We start from the raw sequence: 22,027 nt of genomic DNA, 5'->3' as shown, positions 1-22,027 counted from the left end.
CCCTTCTATGCAAGCGTTTAATGATGTGCGGGAGTTTTGGATTTATTTTTGAACCGTTTAACGTAAACGTTTACCACCTTCAGGAAAAGGAGAATGATAATGGAACGAAAATGGTGGAAAGAAAGCGTAGTCTATCAAATATATCCCCGCAGCTTTAAAGACAGCAACGGCGACGGGATCGGCGACCTGCAGGGAATCATCTCCAAGCTGGATTATCTGAAGACGCTCGGCGTGAATGTCGTATGGCTCTGCCCGGTGTACAAATCGCCTAACGACGACAACGGATACGATATCAGCAATTATCAGGACATTATGGATGAATTCGGTACGATTGCCGATTGGGAAGTTCTCCTCCAGGGCCTCCATGACCGGGGCATGAAGCTGATTATGGATCTCGTCGTAAACCACTCCTCCGATGAGCATGCCTGGTTCGCGGAATCCCGCAAATCGAAGGATAATCCGTATCGCGACTACTATATTTGGCGTCCGGACACAGACGGTCATGAACCGAATGACTGGGGTTCCTTTTTCAGCGGCTCGGCTTGGAAATACGACGAAGGGACAGACGAATACTTCCTGCATCTGTTCTCCACGAAGCAGCCTGATCTGAACTGGGAGAATGAGAAGGTGCGCCGGGAAGTGTACGACATGATGACCTGGTGGCTGGATAAAGGCATCGACGGTTTCCGGATGGATGTCATCAATCTGATCTCCAAAGTGCCCGGACTGCCCAGCGTATCGGAAGAAGCCGGGGAGGGCCGCTCCTTCCGCTTCGGCGGCAAATATTTCGTCAACGGTCCGCGCGTACACGAGTATTTGCAGGAAATGAACCGTGAAGTCTTGTCCAAGTACGACATTCTGACTGTCGGTGAAGCGGTTCAAGTTACACCGGAGGACGCGGCTTTATATGTAGGTGAAGACCGGGGCGAGCTGAGTATGGTATTCCATTTCGAGCTGATGGACGTTGATTCGGGCCCCGGCGGCAAATGGGATTGTAAGCCCTGGAGCCTAAGCAATATTAAAGATATTATCTCCAAATGGCAGATTCACCTTAATGGCAAGGGATGGAACAGTCTGTATTTGAACAATCACGATCAGCCGCGGATGCTCTCCAGATTTGGCAACGACACGGTTTACCATAAAGAGTCGGGTAAAATGCTGGCGACCTTGCTGCATACGCTTCAGGGAACGCCCTATATTTATCAGGGTGAAGAAATCGGGATGACGAACGTAAAATTCGCTTCGATCAGCGACTACAAGGATATTGAAATTATCAATATGCATGAGGAATATCTGGCAGCGGGACATACGGAAGAAGCCATCATGAACTCGGTTTACATCAAGGGCCGCGACAACGGCCGCACGCCGATGCAGTGGAGCAGCGAACCGCAGGCCGGATTCACCACGGGCACGCCTTGGCTGGCGGTTAATCCGAACTATACGGAAATCAATGTGGAGAACGCCTTGGCCGATCCGGACTCCATCTTCCATTATTACAAGCGGCTCATTGAGCTGCGCAAGCAGCATGACATTATCGTGTATGGGGATTATACGATTGTGGCCGAGGAGAATGAGCAGGTATTTGCTTATCTGCGCTCGCTCGGCAGCGAAAGACTGCTCATAGTTCTGAATTTCTTCGGCGAGCCCGCAAGCTTCGGGATTCCAGAGGAGATTGAAACTCACGGAGCTGAACTGCTCATCAGCAACTACGAAGCGGAAAAAGACACGGATCTCCGCAGCCTGGGGCTTCGCCCTTACGAAGCCAGAGTATATAAATTTACGGTGTAAGCCTAACCATAGACATGGGGCTGTCCCGCTATAAGTTATCAAATGACCGTGGGAGAGCCCCGCTTATTGTTCAATCCCCGGCCTTCCCGCTCTTGTTTAATCCGCTTTCGAGTCCGCCCTTTCAGCCGTTTCCCCATCTGGCAGCGTAATGGAAATCTTTACTCCCCGTTAATTCTCCGGAATCAATATAGAGCTATACTCATAGGGTTTACGGCATGGATGTGGAATATCTATTAAGCAGGACTAACGAAGACGGAGGTATGGAGACGTGGCTAAAATATTGAATTTCGCGCACCGGGGCGCTTCGGCGGTATGCCCGGAAAATACAATGGCAGCTTTCCGCCGCAGCCTTACGCTTGGAGCAACGGGTATTGAGACTGATGTGCAAATGACCCGGGACGGTGAGCTTGTCCTTATTCACGACGAGGAGCTCAGCCGCACAACGAACGGCAGCGGCTATGTGAAGGACAAGACGCTGGAAGAACTGCGGGCGCTAGACGCAGGCGCCTGGTTCGGAGACGGCAGCTTCACAGGCGAGAAAATCCCCCGGCTGGAGGAACTGCTCGAGCTGCTGCAAGAACGGGACACGATCCTCAATATTGAGCTTAAGAACGGAGTTTTTCTCTATCCCGGGATGGAGGAAAAAGTAATCGCCGCCGTCAGAGATTACGGCATGAGCAGCCGGGTTGTCATCTCCAGCTTCAATCATTATTCACTCGCTTACATAAAGAAGCTGGCCCCGGATTTGGAGACCGGCATTCTCTACATGGAGGGCCTGTACCGCCCCTGGGAATATGCCGCCACCGTGGGGGCAAAGGCGCTGCATGCGTATCATTTGGCGGTGCTGCCGGAGTTCGTGCGGGACGCGGCGCAGAGCGGCGTCGTCTACCATCCGTTTACGGTGAACGATCCGCAGCGGATGGAATTCCTGATTGATGCGGGCGTTGCCGGCATTATTACGGATGTACCCGATGTGCTCGCAGAGCTGCTGGCTCGCAAAGGCCTGTAAATATAAAAAATCCGGTCCTCCCACCGCAGGCGGACCGGATTTTCCGTTTTAAATGGCAAATCTCTCATTCCGTATCAATCTCTACCTTATCAATCCCCGCCACATCAACTCGCAGCCGCAATTCTCCTAACAAGCAGCCGTGCTGAACATTTCCAGCCAAGAATCCGATGATAATTAAAGGCCTATCTGTTTAACGCAAACTTAAAACACGCGGCTTCCGCCAAGGCGTACCGCCGCAGACGACAAAGGAGAATTCAATTTCAATGACAGCAACAAACAAACCGGCTTTCCTGCTACTCCTCATTCTAGTTATGGCCGCATCCTGCATGATTCCCCTCCCCGCAGCGCATTCGGCTGCTGCTTCACCCAAAGATATCGTCCTTGTTGACAAGAACGGCAGCTCGTTCATCCCGCTTCGTGTTCTAAATGAACTGAGCGGCACGAGCGCATCCTGGGACGCTTCCCTGAAACGGATTGATATTGCGCAAGGGAATGTATCCCTGACCTTGTTCGCAGGCCAAAACGGGGCTTATGTAAATGAGAACCCGGTCCATCTCGCCGCACTCCCCTTCAGCGACAGCGGAACCGTCTATGTGCCGCTCGCTGCTGTGAGCAATGCGCTTAAGCTCAAGCTTCAGTGGGACAAGGAGACCGCTTCGGTTAGATTTACGGATGCGCAGGGCAAATCCTTCCGGCTGCCTGTATTGACCGGGGCCTTGATCGGACCGGAATCATCCGCCGCGGCGTCTTCACGCCGAACGTTCAAAGTAGGCGGCAAGTCCTTCACCGTGCAGATCGTAACCGTCTCGCTACTCCATCCGAAAGTCCGGCTGGATGTCGTGCTTGCGGGCGGAAGCGTGGGCAAGGTTGAAGAGCTCCGAAGCATGGCGAAGCGCAGCCAAGCCATCGCCGCCATTAACGGCACGTTCTTCAACGCTTATACGTCAGGGAGCTATAAAGCCCCCTACGGTTATATCGCCGCCGGCGGCAAGCTGCTGAAGAACAGCCCCGGCGACCGCCGCGCGGTATTCGCCTACGACAGCAATCACTTGGCCGAGCTGGTTCCGGGCGGAAATTTCATGCCCCGCTTTCAGGCAGGCGAATTTGAAGGCGGGCTGCAGGCCGGTCCCCGGCTGGTAACGGATGGAAAAGTATCGCTTAATGTTACGGCTGAAGGCTTCCGCGATCCCAAAATTTTAACAGGCGGCGGTGCGCGCAGCGCGCTGGGCCTTACACGCGATCACAAGCTGCTGCTGGTGACCTCCGGGGGTGCTACGATCCCTCAAATGGCCCAAATTATGAAACAGGCGGGCGCCTGGCAGGCCATGAATCTGGATGGCGGCGCTTCAAGCGGTCTTTATTTTAACGGCGGCTATCTGACCACTCCCGGACGGCTGATCAGCAATGCGATCGTCATCAAAACCCAATAATCGCAAGCATCGGATTTGAACAGGCAAGCGCCCTTCTATCCTGCCGCAGCAGGATGAAGGGCGCTTGTTCGTCAGAATAAGGAATAGATTCCCGGGAATAATACAGCATCATAGTCAAAAGCTGTGCCTTGGAGGGAGCATTCATGAAGCTGAAGTTTCTGTCAAACCGTAAATCCGATTTCAAACCGGTTCATAACAGCGCGCTTCCCTTCCATCCGCTGGAGTCCTCTCTGGATGCCAATCTAGCGGAAATCAAGCGGCTCATCGGGCACAGCGCCGATGTCGTGTTCCGTTCATTATCCAATCCGTCCTCTGATTCTCCCGCTATGAGTTTCATTTATATTGACGGACTGGTAAATTCGGACTTGGTTTCCCAAGCCGTGATCCAGCCTCTGACGGATCATCCGCTATTAAAGGAACAGCGGCCGGAACAAGCTTTTCTGCTGATCAAGGAGCAGATTCTGCCAGTGGGCGGACTCCAAGAGTGTACGACGGTGGAAACCCTGCTCGGTATGCTGTTTGAAGGAAATGCGATTATCCTGCTCGACGGCTCCAAGATCGCGCTGGCCGCCGGCATTTCCTTCTGGGAGAAGCGGAGCGTCAATGAACCGACCTCGCAAGGAGTGATCCGCGGTCCCAAAGAAGGTTTCACCGAGAGCCTGCGGACATGCACCTCCATGCTGCGCCGGAGACTGAAAACCGCCGATCTTCGTGTCGAACAATATAAAATCGGAAGACGCACCCAGACGGGGGTCGCTCTTGTCTATCTCCAGGGCATCGCAAGCGAGCAGGTGCTTGCCGAGATTCGTAAACGGCTGGATGCCATTGACACGGACAGCATTCTGGAGAGCAATTACATCGAGGAGCTGATTCAGGACGGCGGCCTGACTCCTTTTCCGACCATAATGAGTACAGAACGTCCCGATGCTATGGCGGGCGGCATTCTGGAAGGGCAGGTCGGCATCATTATTGACGGAACACCTTTTGCCCTCCTGGCTCCTTCTACGTTCTTCAGCTTTTTTCAATCCAGCGAGGATTATTACCAGCGGTTTGACATTTCTTCATTTCTGCGTCTAATTCGTTATTCCGCCTTCTTCGTGTCCATGCTTCTGCCTGCGCTGTATATCGCCATCACGACCTTCCATCAGGAGATGCTGCCGACCACGCTGCTGATCAGCTTGGCCGCCCAGCGGGAGGGCGTACCCTTTCCGGCGTTTATTGAAGCGCTGCTCATGGAGCTGACATTCGACGTTCTGCGCGAAGCCGGGGTACGTATGCCGCGAGCCATCGGACCCGCAGTCTCCATCGTAGGCGCACTCGTGCTGGGCCAGGCCGCCGTTCAGGCTGGACTTGTATCCGCCGCCATGGTTATTGTCGTATCCTTTACGGCGATTGCAAATTTTGTCATTCCGTCGATGGCGATCGCCAACTCCATCCGGCTCATCCGCTTCATGATGATGCTGTTTGCCGGTTCCTTGGGTCTGCTCGGAATCATGTCCTTTTTGATGGTGCTTCTTATCCATATGGCCAGCCTGCAATCGTTCGGAGTTCCGTACTTATCTCCTATTGCTCCGATGAATCCGGGTTATCTGAAAGATATTGTTATCCGTGCGCCGCTGCGGAACATGAAGATGCGGCCAAGCACATACGGAAGCCAAGAAGCGCCAAGGCAGAACTTGCCTTCAAAAGAGCCGCAAACATCCGGCAGCCCATTCGAAGGGCAGGGGAGTAAGAATTCTTGAAGAGGCCGGATGTCATAGAAAGGAGTGTAATGCATGAGGGAGAACACACAAACAGGCGATAACATTCATCATCAAGCAGGGCGGCGGTTCCTGCTCGTCGTCTCCCTCCTGTCGCTCCTGATCAGCGGCTGCTGGGATGACAGAGAGCTGAACGAGCTTGGCATCGTATCGGGTTCCGCATACGACTGGAAGGATAATGAGTGGCACACTACCTACCAGATTATCAACCCCTCATCCGGTTCGAACAACACGGGAGGCAGCAGCGGCGGGAATACAAGTTCGCCTCCCTTTTTGATCTATTCGGCCAAGGGGAATACACTGATGCAGGCCGTCGAACGCACTAATCTGACCAGCACGCGTCAGTTATTCTTCTCTCAGAACCGAATCACGGTGCTGGGAGAGGCACTCGCAAAAAGAGGAATTGGCCAACTGATCGATATGTTCCTGCGCAAACCCGATGCCCGCCAAACGGTGTACGTGTTCATTACCGAAGAAGAGGCGGGACTTATACTTAGCCAGTTGATGCAGCTCAACAGAAATCAGAGCGCCGGCATTCAGCTCATGATCGAACAGGAGGCAAGATTGACTTCCTATTACCCCGGAATACAGATGGTTGAGCTGGCCAGACAATTGTGCTCTGAATCGGCTAGCGCGGCAGTTCCGGAAATTAAGCTCTCCGGCAATAAGGTAATGGATCGAACGAGTGACATCGCCCAGACCGATCTTCCATCCCGGATCGCATTTGGCCGATTGGCCGTTCTGAAAGGAGACCGTTTCGTCGGATGGCTGTCACAGGCCGAAGCGTACGGATTATCCTTCATCACGGACAAGGTCAAAATGTCGAACATCTCTTTTCCCTCAAAGCCCGAAAAGAGCGACAAAGACGATGCCTCGATTTCACTGCTGCATTCATCCACCACTGTCCGTCCCATTTGGGAGAACGATCATTACGTTATGGATATCGATATTAAAGCAGACGGTACAATGACAGAAGTAGGGAGCAGTCTCAAGCTGGAAAATGAGGCCACCATCCGCCAACTGGAGCGCTACATTGAGCGAAATATCAGTGAAATCATGGAAGCCTCCTGGCGTTCGGTCAAAAAATTGAATGCCGATGTAACCGGTTTTGCCGTATCCATCCATCGCCATCACCCCAAGCAATGGCAGCGGATCAAACAGGAGCATAATTGGGATACCGTATTTCAAAACATTCAAATCCGGCCTCATGTTAAGGTGAAAATCAAACGGATTGGCTTTAATAGCAACTCCTTTAATTCAGTGAATAAGAATTGAGGGGAGCGCTTATCAGATGGTCAGGGGGTTAGATCCTTGTCACAGTTAAACAAGCATGCCACGAGCCTGGAAATGACGTTTATGGTCATTTTGTTTGAAATCGGCAGTACCCCAATGTTTGTGCTCGGGAGTAAGGCCAAGCAGGATGCCTGGCTGGCGATGAGCGTTGGAGCCGCGGCCGGGTTCGCTCTCCTTCTCCTCTTCCTGTGGATTCAGCGGCGCCTGCCGGAAATGGAATTGACCGGAATGCTCCGTTTCGGCTTCGGACGCATCGCCGGCGGCTCAATCAGTGCAATATACTGCTGCTATTTTGCCTATGAGTCCATGCGGAACCTTCGGGATTTTGGAGAGCTGACCGCGATAACCCTTCTGCCATCGACCCCCATATCCATCACGATGCTCATGTTTTTGCTGATTGGAGGCTATGCGATCTGGAAAGGTGCGGAGACGATCTTTCGGCTGCCGGAGATTCTGCTTCCGGGCTTGATGCTCTTTTACTTTATCCTGATCGGTATGTTTCTGCTGATGAAAAACGCCGATTTCGGGCGGCTGATGCCTGTAGCGGAGAACGGGCTTCGGCCTATTCTGAATGCGGCGCTGCCTGATATCGTCTCTTTTCCGTTTGGTCAAATCCTGGTCTTTCTGCTTCTGTGGTCACGTTGGAACCGACCCGGCGTTCCCGTAAAACAAACGATTTGGGCTTATATCGGAGTCAGTCTGTTTCTGATATTCATGGAGGCAGTAAATATAGCCGTTCTTGGCCCGGACTTGACACACAGCTCCGTCATTCCTTTGCTTAAAGCGGTCCGAACGCTGTCCGGTTTGAAGTTTATCGAACGGCTGGATATCCTGGTCACATTTATGATATTTATCGGGCTTTTGATCAAAATGCTCATATTCTTCTATTGCTCGGTGAGAATGGCTTCGCTCCTGACGAACAAATCCGAAAAGACATGGGCGATTGTCGTTGGAGCGGTTATCTATGCGGCGTCCTTCATCGAGAGAGATTATACGCAGCATATTGCCATCGGCCTTGGGCCTTCCTTAAAGATCGATGTCATCTTTCAGGTCGCTATCCCGCTGGTTCTGGCGCTGGCGCTAGCGCTGCGCGGACGTAAAGGCTTCAATCCTCCGGATTGATGAGATATGATATAAGCGGTACGTAAGCCGCTATCATATCGCCTGAAGGAGAATGTCATGGAAACGATTTTGATCGTAGAGGATGATGCCAAGCTTGCCGGATTGCTGCAGACCTACCTGTCGAAATACGGCTTCCTCACAGTTATTGTGGAAGATTTCAGCTCGGTGCTGGATGCCTTTCTGGATAGCGGAGCGGATCTCGTGCTCTTGGATGTCAATCTCCCGAAATATGACGGATATTATTGGTGTCGCCAGATCCGCAGCCGGTCGCTCTGCCCGATCCTGTTCATCTCCGCCAGAGACAGCGGAATGGATCAGGTGATGGCGCTGGAGAACGGAGCGGACGACTACATCACGAAGCCGTTTCATTATGAGGTCGTTCTCGCCAAGATCCGCAGCCAGCTGCGCCGGGTCTACGGCTCTTACGCGCAGCAGCCGGAAGAACGGACCGTGCGCTCGGGCCCGCTGACTCTCTATCCAGAACGCTTTGCCATTCAGCATGGAGAGCTGACAGCGGAACTGACTCAGAAAGAATCTGTCCTGCTGGAAGCCCTGATGCTGAAGGAAGGCCGCGTCGTCAGCCGCGAGCGTCTGCTGGACCTCATGTGGGAAGACCAGCATTTTATTGATGACAACACACTGAATGTCTACATAACGAGAGTGCGTAAAAAGCTCAAGGAACTGAACGCGGACAATGCTGTGGAAACGGTCAGGGGAGCGGGGTACCGGCTGAACATTGCCGGAGCGCCATGAAGCTGTTCCTGAGGGTGCAGCTTCCGCTGCTGCTGTTCTACGCCGTCCAGATGCTGCTTGTCCCGCTCCTGTACTGGCTCACGGGCGAAGGGCGCCCTCTATCCATCGTGCTGTACGGCACGGCGCTCAGCGCAGCGGTGCTCGCTGTATACCTCGGATTCCGCTACCTGCGTCATCGAAAACTATACATAAAGCTTAACGATCCGGAAGCCTTCTTGGACAGCGCCTCCGAGCCGCTCGGAGACGCACCCCTTCCGGAAGCCGTCGATAAGCTTCTGGAAATCTACGGGCGGGAGTACCGGGATCAATTGGGCGAGGAGGCTCGCCGCGTGGACAGCCATATCACGTTCATGAACCGCTGGGTTCATCAAATGAAGACCCCCCTGTCCATTATTCAGTTGACCGCCGAGGAATTGGACGATGCGGCGGCGGACAGCATCCGGGAGGAAGTTGACCGGCTGCGCAAAGGACTGGAAATGGTGCTGTATACTTCCCGGCTGGACCGGTTCGAGGATGATTTCAGCATCATGCCTGTCTCGCTGCGGAAGGCGGTCAGCGAGACGGTTGCCGAGAACCGGCGGCTCTTCATCCGCCGGGGTGTGAAGGCGGAGATCCGGATTGGCGAGGAGCTTCAGGTATATACCGACGCCAAATGGCTGCGGTTTATGCTGGCCCAGATTCTGACCAACGCGGTGAATTATTCGGGCGGCTCCGGAAAGACTGTCACCGTAGCCGCTTATAGCCAAGGACGCGAGGTCATTCTCGAAATTCGCGACGAAGGCATCGGGATCACCCCTGAAGACCTGAAGCGGGTCTTTAATCCTTATTTCACGGGCGAACGCGGCCGGGAGTACCGCGAATCGACCGGCATGGGCCTTTATCTTGTCCGCGAAATATGCAAGCGGCTCGGACACCGGGTGGAGCTTTCCTCGCAGCCCGGCGAGGGCACGTCGGTCCGGCTAATTTTTGATTCGGGGATTTTTTGATTCGGGGATTTTTGGATTCAGGGATTCCGGCGGATACGAACATAACCTTAAGCGGACTGTAAGGAAACCGTAAGGTAAATCCATGGCAGCCAGCGGGCGCTGTACGGTACATTGGGAGTGTAACAGGATACTCTGCGGGCATCATGCAAACGCCCCAACCCTGGAAAGGAAGGTTCTCTCATGAATGTATTGGAAGTCACCGCCCTCAGCAAAGTCTATCCGGGCAAAATCAGCACCCGCGCCCTTACCGATATCCATCTCGGCATCGAGAGCGGAGAATTCGTCGGCATTATGGGCCCGTCGGGCAGCGGCAAAACGACACTGCTCAACATGGTCTCCACGATTGACAGGCCCAGCTCGGGCGAAGTAAAGATCAACGGCAGCAACCCTTTTCTCATGAACAAAAAGGAGCTGGCCCTGTTCCGCCGCAGGCAGCTCGGCTTCGTCTTCCAGGATTTCAATCTGCTCGAAACGCTCACCGTCGACGAGAATATCGTGCTTCCGCTGACACTGGACAAGCGCAGACTTTCCGAGATGAAGACGCTGCTGAAGCAGGCTGCGGAACGTCTTGGAATCACGGATATTCTGGACAAGCGAATCTACGAAATCTCCGGCGGGCAGCGCCAGCGGACGGCGATTGCACGGGCGATCATCTCCTCGCCTTCCCTGATCCTGGCCGATGAGCCGACGGGTTCCCTGGATTCCAATGCCTCGCGGCTTGTGATGGAATCGCTGGAGAACATCAACCGCAGTACGGGAGCCACGCTGATGCTTGTTACGCATGATCCGCTCGCCGCCAGCTACTGCAGCCGGATTATTTTTATCAAGGACGGCAAACTCGCGGCGGAGATCCGCCGGGGCGAGAGCCGCCAGGCTTTTTTCCAAAAAATTATCGACACGCTGTCGTTCTGGGGAGGGAACACTCATGAGCTTTCCTCAGTTCGCGTTTAACAACATCCGCCGGAACGCCCGGTCTTATATCGCTTTTTTCCTAAGCAGCGCCTTTATGGTCATGGTCTTCTTCGCTTACGCCGTATTCATGTTCCATCCGGACGTGACCTCGATTGAGCTCGGGAAGAACTCCGCCGCAGGCATGAAGATCGCCTCTTACATCGTGTTCGTCTTCGCCTTCTTCTTCGTGCTGTACTCCATAAGCGCTTTTCTGAAATCCCGCAATCTCGAGTTCGGCATCCTGACCATTCTGGGGGCGCGGCCGGGACAGATCAATAAGCTCATCTTCATGGAAAATATGCTGATCGGGCTGTTTTCCATCCTGACGGGTATGGCAGGCGGTCTGCTGCTGTCCAAGATGTTCCTGCTGCTTAGCACCAAGATGATCGGTATCAACGATCTCCCGTTTTATTGGCCGGTAAAAGCAATCCTGGTAACCGCTGCTGCGTTCCTTGCCCTGTTCATCGTCATCTCGGCGTTCACCCTGCTGTTTATCCGGAAGAACCGGGTGCTGGAACTGCTGAAAGGCACAAGCAAGCCGAAAAAGGAACCCAAGGCCTCTCTGCTGCTGTCCGTGCTATGCATTGCGCTGCTTGCCGCAGGCTACTGGGCCATACGCCAGACGCTGGCTCCCAAATGGCTGCTGATTGCTGCGATAACGGGCATTGCCGGCACTTACTTTTTCTACACCCAGTTGTCGGTACTTGCGGTCCGCCTGCTTAAGCTCAGCCGCAGACGGCTGTGGCGCGGGACCAACCTGCTCTGGATTTCGGAGATGGCTTACAAGCTGAAGGACAATGCCCGCATGCTGTTCCTTGTGACCGTGGTGACGTCGCTTGCCTGCATGGCTTCGAGCTTTCTGCTCTCGATAAACAATGCGAACAAGGAAGTGTATTTGAATAGTCCGTTTGCCTTCGTCTATACTACTTCCCATTTGTCTGCCGCAGCCGCAGAGAAAGACACGCAATTAATCCGCGACCGCCTTCAGGCGGAAGGATTAAAGTTCACGGAAAATAAAGTTGAATTGCTGAACGGTTCCATCCTGGCTAAAGGCAAATTCGTTCCTTTCAATATCCTGTCCCTGAACCGCTACAACGAGTTGGCGCCGCAGATGGGCAGGAAAGCCGAAGCCGGGCTGTCCGGCAGCGAGATTCTGCTGATCCATTCGAACGATTTCAGCATTAAAGATTATGCCAAGGATAACCTCGTAAAGCTGCTGGATTATCCGGACCAGACCTTTACTGTGAAAAAGACGCTGAAGCTGCCAGCTCCGCCCTTCGGACAATATACTGCTCCTCTGCTGGTCGTACCGGACGATATGTATAACGAACTGGCAGCCAAAGGCTCTGCATTTACAATGACCTTGTATAAAGTGCCCGCGTGGGACGGACAGCTTCCCGAGGCCGGCAGCCGCAGCGTGCTTCTCTCCACCGAACTGGCGGATACATTCAGAGAACGTAACCAGCAATCCGGCCCTGAGGGCAGCTATCTCAGCTCTAGGGCTTCCCAATATATAACGACGAAACAGGGAGCGTCAATGCTCGGCTTTATCGGCATCTTTATCGCCCTGACCTTCTCCGTCTCGTCGGCGAGCTTTCTCTACTTCCGCCTGCACTCCGAGCTTGCCGCCGACCAAAGAATGTACCGTGCGCTGTCTAAGATCGGACTCAGTCCCGGCGAGATGTCGGGCTCGGCAACCAAGCAGATTGCGCTGCTCTTTTACATCCCGATTCTGGTGGCCTGGGTTCAGACCTTGGTTGTCATCCGGCCCGTGCTGAACCAGATTCAGGTCTATGAAATCACGGTTCCGGTCCTGATTACCATCGGTGCTTTCCTGGCAGTGCAGACGCTGTATTTCGCCGTTGTAAGATCACGTTATGTTCACAGTCTGAAGAGAACAATGGTTTAGAAACTCAATACCCCCGCGCAGAAGAAGCTTTTCTTTATCGCGGGGGATTTTGTTAAAATTTAAGTTTCCCTAGGGAAACTTTTTTGTTGCTGGGACAAATTTGTTCGCGTATACTAATATCATGGAACAGCTCAACAGTCGGATGTTTTTGACATCAAAAGAAAGGGTGACCGTTATGACCGTAACCGGTATTCCGTTATCCGAAGCTGCCAAAGGAAGCGTCCTTGAAATCAGCGGCATGAGTGTGCAGGGCGTTATGAGAAGAAGACTGCTGGATCTGGGTTTTGTTCCCGGCAATACGGTTGAAGTGCTGCGCCGCAGCCCTCTCGGGGACCCGACCGCATTTCGTGTAAGCAATACGACGATTGCGCTGCGCAGAGAAGAAAGCTCTCTTATTTTTGGAAATCCGATTGGAGGGAATGGGCGATGAAGCCTTACACCGTGGCCTTTGCGGGCAACCCGAATACGGGAAAAAGCACGCTGTTCAATCTGCTGACCGGAATGCGGCAGCACACCGGCAACTGGGCAGGCAAGACGGTCGTTACCGCCGAAGGAACATTTACGCATAACGGCAAGGAATACCGCGCCGTCGATCTTCCGGGCACCTACTCCTTGTACTCCAACTCGGTCGATGAAGAGGCGGCTCGCGATTATATCATTTTTGAGCAGCCGGACGTGACGCTAGTCGTACTGGACGCAACCTCGCTGGAGCGGAACCTGAATCTAGCCCTGCAGGTGCTGGAGATTACCGGCCGTGCCGCAATCTGCATCAACCTGATCGACGAGGCGCGCAGGCTTGGCATCGACATAGACCTGAAGGCCATCTCGGAGCGCCTTGGCGTACCGGTCATCGCCATTTCGGCCAGAAACCGAACCGGAATCAAGGAGCTGCTGAATCAGGTGGAACGGGTTGCGGAAGGAACCTTCGTCGCAGAGCCCCTGCGGATTCAGTACAGTGAGGAAATTGAACGCGGCATCGCCGAGCTCCTGCCGCTCGTGGAGCAGGCTGTAGGCGGCGATTACCCCGCCCGGTGGATTGCGCTGCGGCTGCTGGACGGAGATGAGAGCCTGCTGGCCTCCCTCCGCAAGGCAAGCTTGGGAATAAGGGTTAGCGTCCCGAAGGAGGTGTCCGGCCATGGAGCAACAGCATGCCATTAATGGAAGCAGCGCGCTGGATTCCCTGATTGCTTCCGCCGGGAAGCTGACCAGCGGCGGCATTCGGGACGACATCGTCGGCGGGATTTATGCCGTCTCCGCAAGCATCTGCCGGGAGGCTGTCACCTACCGCGACCGCAGCAAATTAAAAAGCACGCATAAGCTGGATCAGATCGTAACCTCCAAAATTTGGGGCTTCCCGATCATGCTCGCCATACTCGGCGCCGTATTCTGGATTACGATCGCCGGAGCGAACTACCCTTCCGGCTGGCTCGCCTCCCTGTTCGGCTTCATCGAAGGCTATCTGACCGCCGGATTCCAGGCGGTGGGCGCTCCGGCGTGGCTGCACGGCGTGCTCGTGCTCGGCTTATACCGGGGAACATCCTGGGTCATCAGCGTCATGCTGCCGCCGATGGCGATCTTCTTCCCCGTCTTCGCCCTGCTTGAGAACTTCGGCTATCTCCCGCGTGTCGCCTTCAACATGGACCGCCTGTTCAAGAAGTCGGGCGGACACGGCAAGCAGGCCCTGACCATGTCGATGGGCTTCGGCTGCAACGCCGCCGCCATCCTCTCCACGCGGATCATCGAGTCGCCGCGCGAGCGGATGCTGGCGATTTTGACGAATAACTTCGTGCCCTGCAACGGCCGGTGGCCGACGCTGATCCTGCTGGCATCCCTGTTCATGGCGGGAGCCGCGACGACCGGAGCGCTGAAATCGCTGTCCACCGCGGGCATCCTCATGGGGCTTGTGCTGCTGGGTATTGTGGTTACGCTAACCGTCTCCTGGGTCCTGTCCAAGACGGCGCTGCGCGGCGTGCCGACGCATTACACGCTGGAGCTGCCGCCGTACCGGAAGCCGCAGGTCTGGAAGACGATCCTCGTTTCTTCCAAGGATAAGTCCCTGAATGTGCTGACGCGGGCTATCGTCATCGCCGCCCCGGCCGGGATCGCCACCTGGATACTCGGCAATATTGTCGTGGGAGGGGACAGCGTTCTGAACCATATGGCGTCCTTCTTCGATCCCTTCGCGCATCTGCTCGGACTGGACGGCTATATCATTATGGCCTTCATCCTCGGCCTGCCCGCGAACGAAATTGTGCTGCCAATCCTGATGATGGGCTACATGTCGTCGGGAGCGATGGTCGACGTCGACAGCCTTGGCAATATCAAGGATATCTTTCTCCAGCACGGCTGGACGTGGCTGACGGCGCTTAACATGATGCTGTTCTCGCTGCTGCATTATCCCTGCGGCACGACGCTGGTTAACATCTACAAGGAGACGAAAAGCGTGAAATGGGCCGTCCTGTCGGCCGTCATCCCGCTCGGCATCGCAATCGCCGTAACCTTCGCGGTGGCGCAGGCGGCGTACGCCTTCGGGTGGGTGTAGGACTTGAAGGAGGCTTAAAGACTTCAGACGCCAAGGGCCGCTCCCCTGCGCATCATGCGCAGCCGGGAGCGTCCCTTGCTTTCGTTCTATCGTATGCAGTCGATAATCAAACCCGCGGTCTCCTCGATGGATTTATCGGACACGTCGATCACCTTGCAGCCGATCCGCCTCATCAGTTCCTCGGCGTAAGTGAACTCCTCCACTACGCGGTGGGCGGCTGCGTAGTCCGCGTCCGCGTGCAGCCCAAGCGATCTCAGCCGTTCGGTTCGAATCTTAAGAATGGCCTCCAGTTCCATCGTCAACCCGAAAATACGGCGGCTCGGAATCTGAAACAGCTCCTGGGGAGCCTGAACCTCGGGCGTCAAGGGATAGTTTGCCACCTTGTAACCCTTATGGGCCAAGTAAATGCTAAGCGGGGTCTTCGAGGTGCGGGAGACGCCGATCAGCACGATTTCGGCCAGGCCGATTCCCCGCGAATCCCGGCCGTCGTCGTATTTGACCGCAAACTCCATAGCCTCAACCCGGCGAAAATACGCTTCATTCAATCGGCCTTCCAGCCCGGACCGCGCAAGGGGCGGATTGTGGAAGGTACCCGAGATCGCCGAAATGACGGGACCCATGATGTCCACGGCCCTCACGCCGTGAGCGGCGGCTTCGCCGATCATCATTTCGGTCAGCTCCGGCTGCGCAAAGGTATAGGCAACAAACGTCCGCCGCTCGGCGGCTTCCTGCACCGCCTCGCGGATTTCCCTCCCGCCGGCAATATGGCTGAAGCGTTTGATCCGGGCGGGCCGGGCCTCAAACTGGCGCAAGGCCGCGCTCACAACGGCCTCGGCCGTTTCCCCTACGGCGTCCGAGCAGATGACGATCCAGCGGCCGTGTTCCGCCTCCTCCCATTCGGTATCTATCATGCTAGGGCTGCTGCGATTGTCCATTGTAATCCCCCTCTTCGAACAACTCTTCGCCCCGCTTAGACGAGCTGCTTCTCGGCCGGACTCTGCAGTCTCTCCGCTCTGTCAAGGAGAGCGGCCTGCGCCGCCGCTATGCGGGCGAACGGAATGCGGTAAGGGGAGCAGCTGACATATTCGAGCCCCGTGCGGTGGCAGAAAGAAATCGATTCCCGGTCGCCGCCATGCTCGCCGCATATTCCCGTCTTCAGGAACGGCTTCACCGCCTTACCCCGGGTAACGGCCCACTCTATCAATTGGCCGACGCCGTCCTGGTCCAGAACCTGGAACGGATTGTCCTTGAGGATATTCCCGTCCAGATAGGAATTCAGGAATTTCCCTTCCGCATCGTCGCGACTGTATCCGAAGGTCATCTGGGTCAAATCGTTCGTGCCGAAGGAAAAGAAATCGGCATGCTGCGCAATGGTATCCGCCAGCAGCGCGGCTCTGGGCACTTCAATCATCGTCCCCACCCGGTATTTGAGCCCTCTGAACTCCTCGCTGAGCACCTGACCCCCGATATCGTCGACCAGCGCTCTCATGCGTTTCAGCTCATCCGGATGCCCGACAAGCGGAATCATAATTTCCGGGCGCACATCCACTCCCCGGCGGAGCGCCGATTGAGCGGCCTTAAAGATCGCCTCGATCTGCATTTCATAAATTTCCGGAAACAAAATGCCCAGTCTAACGCCTCTCAGGCCGAGCATCGGGTTGACCTCCCGCAGTTCATTCACTTTGGAGATCATAGCTTTCAGCTTCCGGACTTCTTCACCGTTCTCCCCGGTCTCCTCAAGCTTGCGGCACTGATCCCGAAGCTGATCCGGGTTCGGCAAAAACTCATGCAGCGGCGGGTCCAGCAGCCGGATCGTTACCGGAAGGCCGTCCATCGCCCCGAACATATCTTCAAAGTCGGCCTGCTGCATCGGCAGCAACCGGTCCAGATAGAGCATCCGTTCCTCTCTGCCGCCAGCGAGAATCATCGACTGGACAATGGGAAGGCGGCTTCCCAAGAAAAACATATGCTCCGTCCGGCACAGCCCGATCCCCTCCGCGCCGAATTCCCGCGCCTTCCGGGCATCATTCGGTGTATCTGCGTTCGCATAGATGCGAAGCCTGCGGATCTCGTCCGCATAGTCCAGCAGCGCAAGCAGCTCTGATGTAATTTCCGGATCGCTGAGCGACAGCCCTCCCTGGAACACCTGTCCGCCGGAAGCGTCCAGCGATATTTCCTCGCCTTCCGCCAGGGTAAGCTCTCCAATGCGTACGCAGCGGCCTGCATGGTCGATGCTCAGCGCTTCGCAGCCGCACACGCACGGCTTGCCCATGCCTCTCGCCACAACCGCGGCATGGCTGGTCATGCCGCCCCGGCTCGTCAGTACGCCTTCCGCCGCCAAAATACCGTGAATATCATCCGGAGAGGTCTCCGTACTGACCAGCACAACCTTGCGGCCGTCCTTGGCCCACTGCTCGGCGGTGTCCGCATCCAGTGCGATCAAGCCGACGGCCGCTCCCGGGGAGGCCGGCAGACCTTTGGCAATCGGCGCAAGCTCCGGCGGGATAGCAATGGAGCGGTGCAGGAGCTGATCCAGATGTCCCGGCTCGATCCGGCTGACGGCTTCCTCTTTCGAGAGGATACCCTCCTTCGTCAAATCCACGGCGATCTTGATAGAGGCCTGGGCCGTCCGTTTGCCGCTCCGGGTCTGTAACAGGTACAGGCTGCCGTTCTCGACGGTGAACTCGATATCCTGCATATCCCGGTAATGAATTTCCAGAAGCCCGGCGGCAGCCGAAAGCTGTTCATACACAAGTGGCAGTTCCTCGTGCAGCTCGCTGACAGGCCTCGGAGTACGCACTCCGGCTACCACGTCTTCGCCTTGGGCGTCCGCCAAATATTCACCGTACAGTTCCCGTTCTCCCGTAGAGGGATTTCGGGTAAACAATACGCCGGTTCCGCTGCCGGTTCCGAGATTGCCGAATACCATCGCCTGGATATTGACCGCCGTTCCCTGCTCATCCGGGATCCCGTACGCTTTCCGGTATACCTTGGCTCTCATGTTATTCCAGCTTTGGAACACGGCTTCCACCGCCAGCTTCAGTTGAACGCTTACATCCTGCGGAAACGGCTGCCCGGTCCGATCCTCAACAATCCATTTGTACTTCGCGATAAGCTCCTTCCACTCACCCGCGCTGATCTCCTGATCGCAAGATCGCCCATTTTCCTTTCTGGCTTGTTCAATCAGCCGTTCGAAATAAATCGAGTGAATGCCAAGTACCACATCTCCGAACATCTGGATAAATCTCCGGTAGCAATCATAGGCGAATCTTTCGTTGCCCGTCTGCTCCGCAAGTCCCTTGACCGTTTCGTCATTAAGGCCGAGGTTCAGAATCGTGTCCATCATGCCCGGCATGGAAGTTACCGACCCTGAACGCACGGATACGAGCAGCGGCCGGCCCACACCTCCGAATTCCGCAGATTTTGCCGTTTCCAGACCGCTCAGCGCGTGATGAATCTCCTGCATCAGCCCTTCCGGCATTTTTCCTCCAGCCGCGTAATAGGCCTGGCAAGCTTCCGTAGTTACCGTAAATCCCGGGGGAATCGGCAGGCTGAGAGCCGTCATTTCCGCGAGATTCGCTCCTTTTCCGCCCAGCAGATTCTTCATCTCCGCATTTCCTTCTTCAAACCGGTACACGCGTTTCAGCATTGAACAATCCCTCCGTAATTGAAAGTAGGGTACAAAACTGCCCGCCAGACTGTGAAATAGGAGTAGCGCTTACTTAATGTTGTAGCATGAATGCCGGTATTTGGCAATATATATGACGTACTATTTAATCGATTAATTTATATATGTCACATTTATTCAAACTGCTTTACACAAAAACAGGCATCCCGCGAGAAAAATATCTCCGGAATGCCTGCCGTATACGAGAACATGCATGTATGACCTATGATTGCTTAAAGACTCCGCATCAATTCCGCAAGCTTGCCCATCCCTTCATGCAGGACATCTTCCGGGGTAAACGAATAGCTGAGGCGAATCCACGACTTCATTTCTCCCAGCGGATCGCAGATCTCGCCGGGTACGAACACAATCGACTGCTCCATGCTTTTGCGGAACAGAGTTTCGGGCGGAATATGCTCCGGCAGGTTCACCCAGAGGTTCAGACCGCCCTGAGGAGCCGTCCAACTGCATCCGGTTCCCGCCAGCTCACGCTCCGCTATCTCCTTGTGCACCTGCAGGGCGATGCGGAGCTTGGCCAGATGCCCCTGCAGGCGCGGGGAAGTAAAGTAATGCAGAAAGATTTTCTGGTTCAGCAGCGGCGTCCCGTTATCCGCCATGAACTTCGCCGCAATCAGCTTATCCATCAATGGAAACCTGCAAATAACGGCGCAAATGCGCAGGCCCGGCGCCACGTATTTGCTGAAGCTGCCGAGGTACACGACCCAGCCTTCCGTATCATAAGAAAAAATCGGCGGCGGCGGTTCGGCGGTGAAATACATATCGCGGAAAGGGTCGTCCTCGACGAGCAGGCAGCGGTAGCGCTCGGCCAGCTCGACAAGCCGCTTGCGCTGCCATACGGGAATAGTATACCCGGTCGGATTATGATGCGTGGGATTGATGTAGAAGAGCCGGGGCCTGTACCGCTCCATCAGCCCCTCAATCTCGTCCAGATCGTAGCCGCCGGGCGTAATATCAACAGTAAGCAGACGCGCCCCCCGCTGGCGGAAAATATCCAGCGCCACACCATAGGTCGGCCGCTCCACCATCACGCAATCCATCGGCATAAGCATGATGCTGGCAATTAGATTAATCGCCTGCTGGGCGCCCGAAGTAATCAGCAGCTCTTCCGGCTCGGCCTGAAGCAGTCTGCTCACGCGGAAATGTCCGCTTAAGAACTCGCGCAGCTCGTGATCGCCCTCTACGCCGGAATAGGTGCCCATCACCTTTGGGTAACGGTCGAACACCTCTTTGACATAATCGGACAAATACAGATTCGGCAGCAAATTGGGGTCAATCAGCGCTTGGGAGAACTGGTATTTGACCGGCATGCGCTGAATGTCCGAGAGCCGGTTGTACATCTGGTAGCCCAAGGCCGTCTCTTCTTCACCGCATCCGATTAGCGCCGCCGCAGGGGCCACATAGTAGCCCGACTTGTCCCTGACATAGACCTTGCCGTCCTCTTTCAGCCGCTGGTATGCCTTGAAGACGGTCAGCCGGTGAATCCGGAGCTCCTCCGCCAGCAGCCGGACCGACGGCAGCTTGTCATGCACTCTCCACTCGCCCCGGTCGATCCGGGCGGTCATATATTCATAGACCTGCCGGAATAGCGGATGCTGCTCGTTGCCGGATATCTTGTTCATCCTTCCATCCCTTCCCGTATAATCCCTGTGCCATTATTGTACCTCATTTCCCGCCCATCTGTTCTGTCCAGGTTCATCTGTTCTGTCTCCGGCCCGATATGATGGGATGAAAATACATAAGCGACAAAGGAGCATTGAACATGATTATTTTAGCTTACAGCCTCGTATGTCTGATCTTCGGCACCACCTTTTTGGCGATTAAAATCGGCGTGGATGCCGGAGCCCCTCCCTTTTTCTCCGCAGGACTGCGGTTTTTCGCCGCAGGAGCGGCGCTGCTGCTGTGGATGTCGTGGAAACGCAAAGCCTCCCTCTCCCTGCTGCTCCGCAAAGAAACGGCGCTAACCGGGCTTGGGCTAACCTTTGGCACATTCGCCGCTCTGTATTGGGCCGAGCAGTACGTCTCTTCCGGCCTTGCCGCCGTGCTCTCCGCAACCGGACCGATCATGATTCTGCTGCTTCAGACGTTCCTGCTTCGGCAAAAAGCTTCCCCCCTGTCTCTGGCCGGCTGTCTCATCGGCTTTACAGGCGTGCTTCTGCTGGTCCTGCCCAGTCTGTCTCTCAGCGCCTCCCCGCTCTGGCTTGCCGGCTGCGCCGTCATTCTGATCGGGGAATGGGCTTATGCTTCGGGCACCCTATATACCCGGACCGTCACCGCCCGCCTCCCGGATGTCCATCCCATCGCGCTGAATGCGGCGCAAATGATTTACGGCGGGGCGCTGATGCTCCTGCTCTCCCTTTTCGCGGAGCGGCCAAGCATCAGCTTTCTTCTCTCCTGGGAGGCTGCCGGGTCCTTTCTGTATCTGACGGTCATCGGTTCCATGGTCGGTCACAGCCTGTACTACTGGCTCGTTGCCAAGACGAACCCCGTCTTCCCGTCCACCTGGCTCTACATTTCGCCGCCAATCGCTGTCGGTGTGGGCATCCTTTTTTATGGCGAGACGGTTTCATGGATGACCCTGCTGGGTGTAATTACTATCATAAGCGGAACGATGCTTGTCAACGCGAAAGCCTTGAAGCAGCTGCTCACCAGATTTATTCCCAGTCCGTCTGTTGACAGACGTTATGCCGGGACAGCTGCTTTAGAGCAGGGCTTACGTATGCATAAAAAGATCAATAGTGAGGATTAATCGCAGGTATATAGCTCATTTTTCACATAAAATCCGAAATAAGACGTATT

General features: G+C 55.2%; 17 protein-coding genes. 14 read left to right on the top strand and 3 right to left on the bottom strand.

The genetic code is table 11. From position 1 onward, the window contains the following. The first annotated feature begins 99 nt into the window (after positions 1 to 99). The 13 genes from VK70_RS02415 (at position 100) to VK70_RS02355 (ending at position 15,543) form a co-directional block, all read left to right on the top strand. Positions 100 to 1,788: a glycoside hydrolase family 13 protein gene (locus VK70_RS02415; RefSeq protein WP_025695812.1), complete on the top strand. Its 1,689-nt coding sequence runs from the start codon at positions 100 to 102 to the stop codon at positions 1,786 to 1,788. A 268-nt stretch (positions 1,789 to 2,056) separates the two neighbouring features. Continuing rightward, complete coding sequence (locus tag VK70_RS02410) at positions 2,057 to 2,797, top strand: glycerophosphodiester phosphodiesterase (protein WP_025695813.1); 741 nt, start codon at positions 2,057 to 2,059, stop codon at positions 2,795 to 2,797. Positions 2,798 to 3,060: 263 nt separating this feature from the next. After that, complete coding sequence (locus tag VK70_RS02405) at positions 3,061 to 4,227, top strand: phosphodiester glycosidase family protein (protein ID WP_025695814.1); 1,167 nt, start codon at positions 3,061 to 3,063, stop codon at positions 4,225 to 4,227. Positions 4,228 to 4,370: 143 nt separating this feature from the next. Continuing rightward, positions 4,371 to 5,969, top strand: coding sequence for a spore germination protein (locus tag VK70_RS02400; RefSeq protein WP_025695815.1), 1,599 nt, complete (start codon positions 4,371 to 4,373; stop codon positions 5,967 to 5,969). A gap of 33 nt (positions 5,970 to 6,002) precedes the next feature. After that, entirely contained in the window at positions 6,003 to 7,262 is a 1,260-nt protein-coding gene (locus VK70_RS02395) for a Ger(x)C family spore germination protein (protein ID WP_025695816.1), read from the top strand. Between the two features lie 36 nt (positions 7,263 to 7,298). Next, complete coding sequence (locus VK70_RS02390; RefSeq protein ID WP_025695817.1) at positions 7,299 to 8,402, top strand: GerAB/ArcD/ProY family transporter; 1,104 nt, start codon at positions 7,299 to 7,301, stop codon at positions 8,400 to 8,402. Positions 8,403 to 8,459: 57 nt separating this feature from the next. Continuing rightward, a complete protein-coding gene (locus tag VK70_RS02385; RefSeq protein ID WP_025695818.1) occupies positions 8,460 to 9,155 on the top strand; it encodes a response regulator transcription factor in 696 nt (231 codons plus the stop codon). Continuing rightward, positions 9,152 to 10,141, top strand: a complete 990-nt coding sequence (locus tag VK70_RS02380) for a sensor histidine kinase (protein ID WP_025695819.1) — start codon at positions 9,152 to 9,154, stop codon at positions 10,139 to 10,141. The genes VK70_RS02385 and VK70_RS02380 overlap by 4 nt, the downstream gene beginning before the upstream one ends. A 180-nt stretch (positions 10,142 to 10,321) precedes the next feature. Then, entirely contained in the window at positions 10,322 to 11,092 is a 771-nt protein-coding gene (locus tag VK70_RS02375; protein WP_025695820.1) for an ABC transporter ATP-binding protein, read from the top strand. Next, positions 11,067 to 13,001 carry an FtsX-like permease family protein gene (locus VK70_RS02370; RefSeq protein ID WP_025695821.1) on the top strand — a complete coding sequence of 645 codons (1,935 nt, stop codon included), beginning with the start codon at positions 11,067 to 11,069 and terminating at the stop codon, positions 12,999 to 13,001. The genes VK70_RS02375 and VK70_RS02370 overlap by 26 nt, the downstream gene beginning before the upstream one ends. Positions 13,002 to 13,176: 175 nt before the next feature. Continuing rightward, on the top strand, positions 13,177 to 13,431 hold the full coding sequence (locus tag VK70_RS02365; RefSeq protein ID WP_025695822.1) for a FeoA family protein: 255 nt from the start codon (positions 13,177 to 13,179) through the stop codon (positions 13,429 to 13,431). Then, complete coding sequence (locus tag VK70_RS02360; RefSeq protein ID WP_046722750.1) at positions 13,428 to 14,159, top strand: FeoB small GTPase domain-containing protein; 732 nt, start codon at positions 13,428 to 13,430, stop codon at positions 14,157 to 14,159. Before VK70_RS02365 ends, VK70_RS02360 begins: the two co-directional genes overlap by 4 nt. After that, a complete protein-coding gene (locus VK70_RS02355) occupies positions 14,137 to 15,543 on the top strand; it encodes a nucleoside recognition domain-containing protein (RefSeq protein ID WP_046722749.1) in 1,407 nt (468 codons plus the stop codon). Before VK70_RS02360 ends, VK70_RS02355 begins: the two co-directional genes overlap by 23 nt. 86 nt (positions 15,544 to 15,629) lie before the next feature. On the opposite strand, the gene VK70_RS02350 is transcribed toward VK70_RS02355, so the two are convergent. The 3 genes from VK70_RS02350 to VK70_RS02340 all read right to left on the bottom strand — a co-directional run bounded on the left by VK70_RS02350 (position 15,630) and on the right by VK70_RS02340 (position 20,850). Next, positions 15,630 to 16,454 carry a pyruvate, water dikinase regulatory protein gene (locus tag VK70_RS02350; RefSeq protein WP_046724060.1) on the bottom strand — a complete coding sequence of 275 codons (825 nt, stop codon included), beginning with the start codon at positions 16,452 to 16,454 and terminating at the stop codon, positions 15,630 to 15,632. 59 nt (positions 16,455 to 16,513) lie between these two features. After that, complete coding sequence (ppdK, locus tag VK70_RS02345) at positions 16,514 to 19,192, bottom strand: pyruvate, phosphate dikinase (RefSeq protein ID WP_046722748.1); 2,679 nt, start codon at positions 19,190 to 19,192, stop codon at positions 16,514 to 16,516. 251 nt (positions 19,193 to 19,443) lie between these two features. Continuing rightward, positions 19,444 to 20,850 carry an aminotransferase-like domain-containing protein gene (locus tag VK70_RS02340; protein ID WP_025699653.1) on the bottom strand — a complete coding sequence of 469 codons (1,407 nt, stop codon included), beginning with the start codon at positions 20,848 to 20,850 and terminating at the stop codon, positions 19,444 to 19,446. Between the two features lie 140 nt (positions 20,851 to 20,990). On the opposite strand from VK70_RS02340, the gene VK70_RS02335 reads away from it, so the two are divergent. After that, the gene (locus VK70_RS02335; RefSeq protein ID WP_025699655.1) at positions 20,991 to 21,977 is read left to right on the top strand and encodes a DMT family transporter; all 987 of its coding nucleotides are present in this window, start codon (positions 20,991 to 20,993) and stop codon (positions 21,975 to 21,977) included. Positions 21,978 to 22,027 lie beyond the last annotated feature (50 nt).

This window comes from Paenibacillus durus ATCC 35681 (assembly GCF_000993825.1).
In the GTDB taxonomy this organism is placed as follows: domain Bacteria; phylum Bacillota; class Bacilli; order Paenibacillales; family Paenibacillaceae; genus Paenibacillus_AQ; species Paenibacillus_AQ durus_B.
Note: the sequence above shows the minus strand (reverse complement) of the source record. Positions and strands in the feature narration are given on the sequence as shown.

Bases quoted from the DNA above. Each gene is read 5' to 3' on its own strand.
- VK70_RS02415 (WP_025695812.1), top strand. From the start codon at position 100: ATGGAACGAAAATGGTGGAAAGAAAGCGTAGTCTATCAAATATATCCC.
- VK70_RS02405 (WP_025695814.1), top strand. From the start codon at position 3,061: ATGACAGCAACAAACAAACCGGCTTTCCTGCTACTCCTCATTCTAGTT.
- VK70_RS02400 (WP_025695815.1), top strand. From the start codon at position 4,371: ATGAAGCTGAAGTTTCTGTCAAACCGTAAATCCGATTTCAAACCGGTT.
- VK70_RS02395 (WP_025695816.1), top strand. From the start codon at position 6,003: ATGAGGGAGAACACACAAACAGGCGATAACATTCATCATCAAGCAGGG.
- VK70_RS02385 (WP_025695818.1), top strand. From the start codon at position 8,460: ATGGAAACGATTTTGATCGTAGAGGATGATGCCAAGCTTGCCGGATTG.
- VK70_RS02380 (WP_025695819.1), top strand. From the start codon at position 9,152: ATGAAGCTGTTCCTGAGGGTGCAGCTTCCGCTGCTGCTGTTCTACGCC.
- VK70_RS02375 (WP_025695820.1), top strand. From the start codon at position 10,322: ATGAATGTATTGGAAGTCACCGCCCTCAGCAAAGTCTATCCGGGCAAA.
- VK70_RS02370 (WP_025695821.1), top strand. From the start codon at position 11,067: ATGAGCTTTCCTCAGTTCGCGTTTAACAACATCCGCCGGAACGCCCGG.
- VK70_RS02365 (WP_025695822.1), top strand. From the start codon at position 13,177: ATGACCGTAACCGGTATTCCGTTATCCGAAGCTGCCAAAGGAAGCGTC.
- VK70_RS02360 (WP_046722750.1), top strand. From the start codon at position 13,428: ATGAAGCCTTACACCGTGGCCTTTGCGGGCAACCCGAATACGGGAAAA.
- VK70_RS02355 (WP_046722749.1), top strand. From the start codon at position 14,137: ATGGAGCAACAGCATGCCATTAATGGAAGCAGCGCGCTGGATTCCCTG.
- VK70_RS02350 (WP_046724060.1), bottom strand. From the start codon at position 16,454: ATGATAGATACCGAATGGGAGGAGGCGGAACACGGCCGCTGGATCGTC.
- ppdK (WP_046722748.1), bottom strand. From the start codon at position 19,192: ATGCTGAAACGCGTGTACCGGTTTGAAGAAGGAAATGCGGAGATGAAG.
- VK70_RS02340 (WP_025699653.1), bottom strand. From the start codon at position 20,850: ATGAACAAGATATCCGGCAACGAGCAGCATCCGCTATTCCGGCAGGTC.
- VK70_RS02335 (WP_025699655.1), top strand. From the start codon at position 20,991: ATGATTATTTTAGCTTACAGCCTCGTATGTCTGATCTTCGGCACCACC.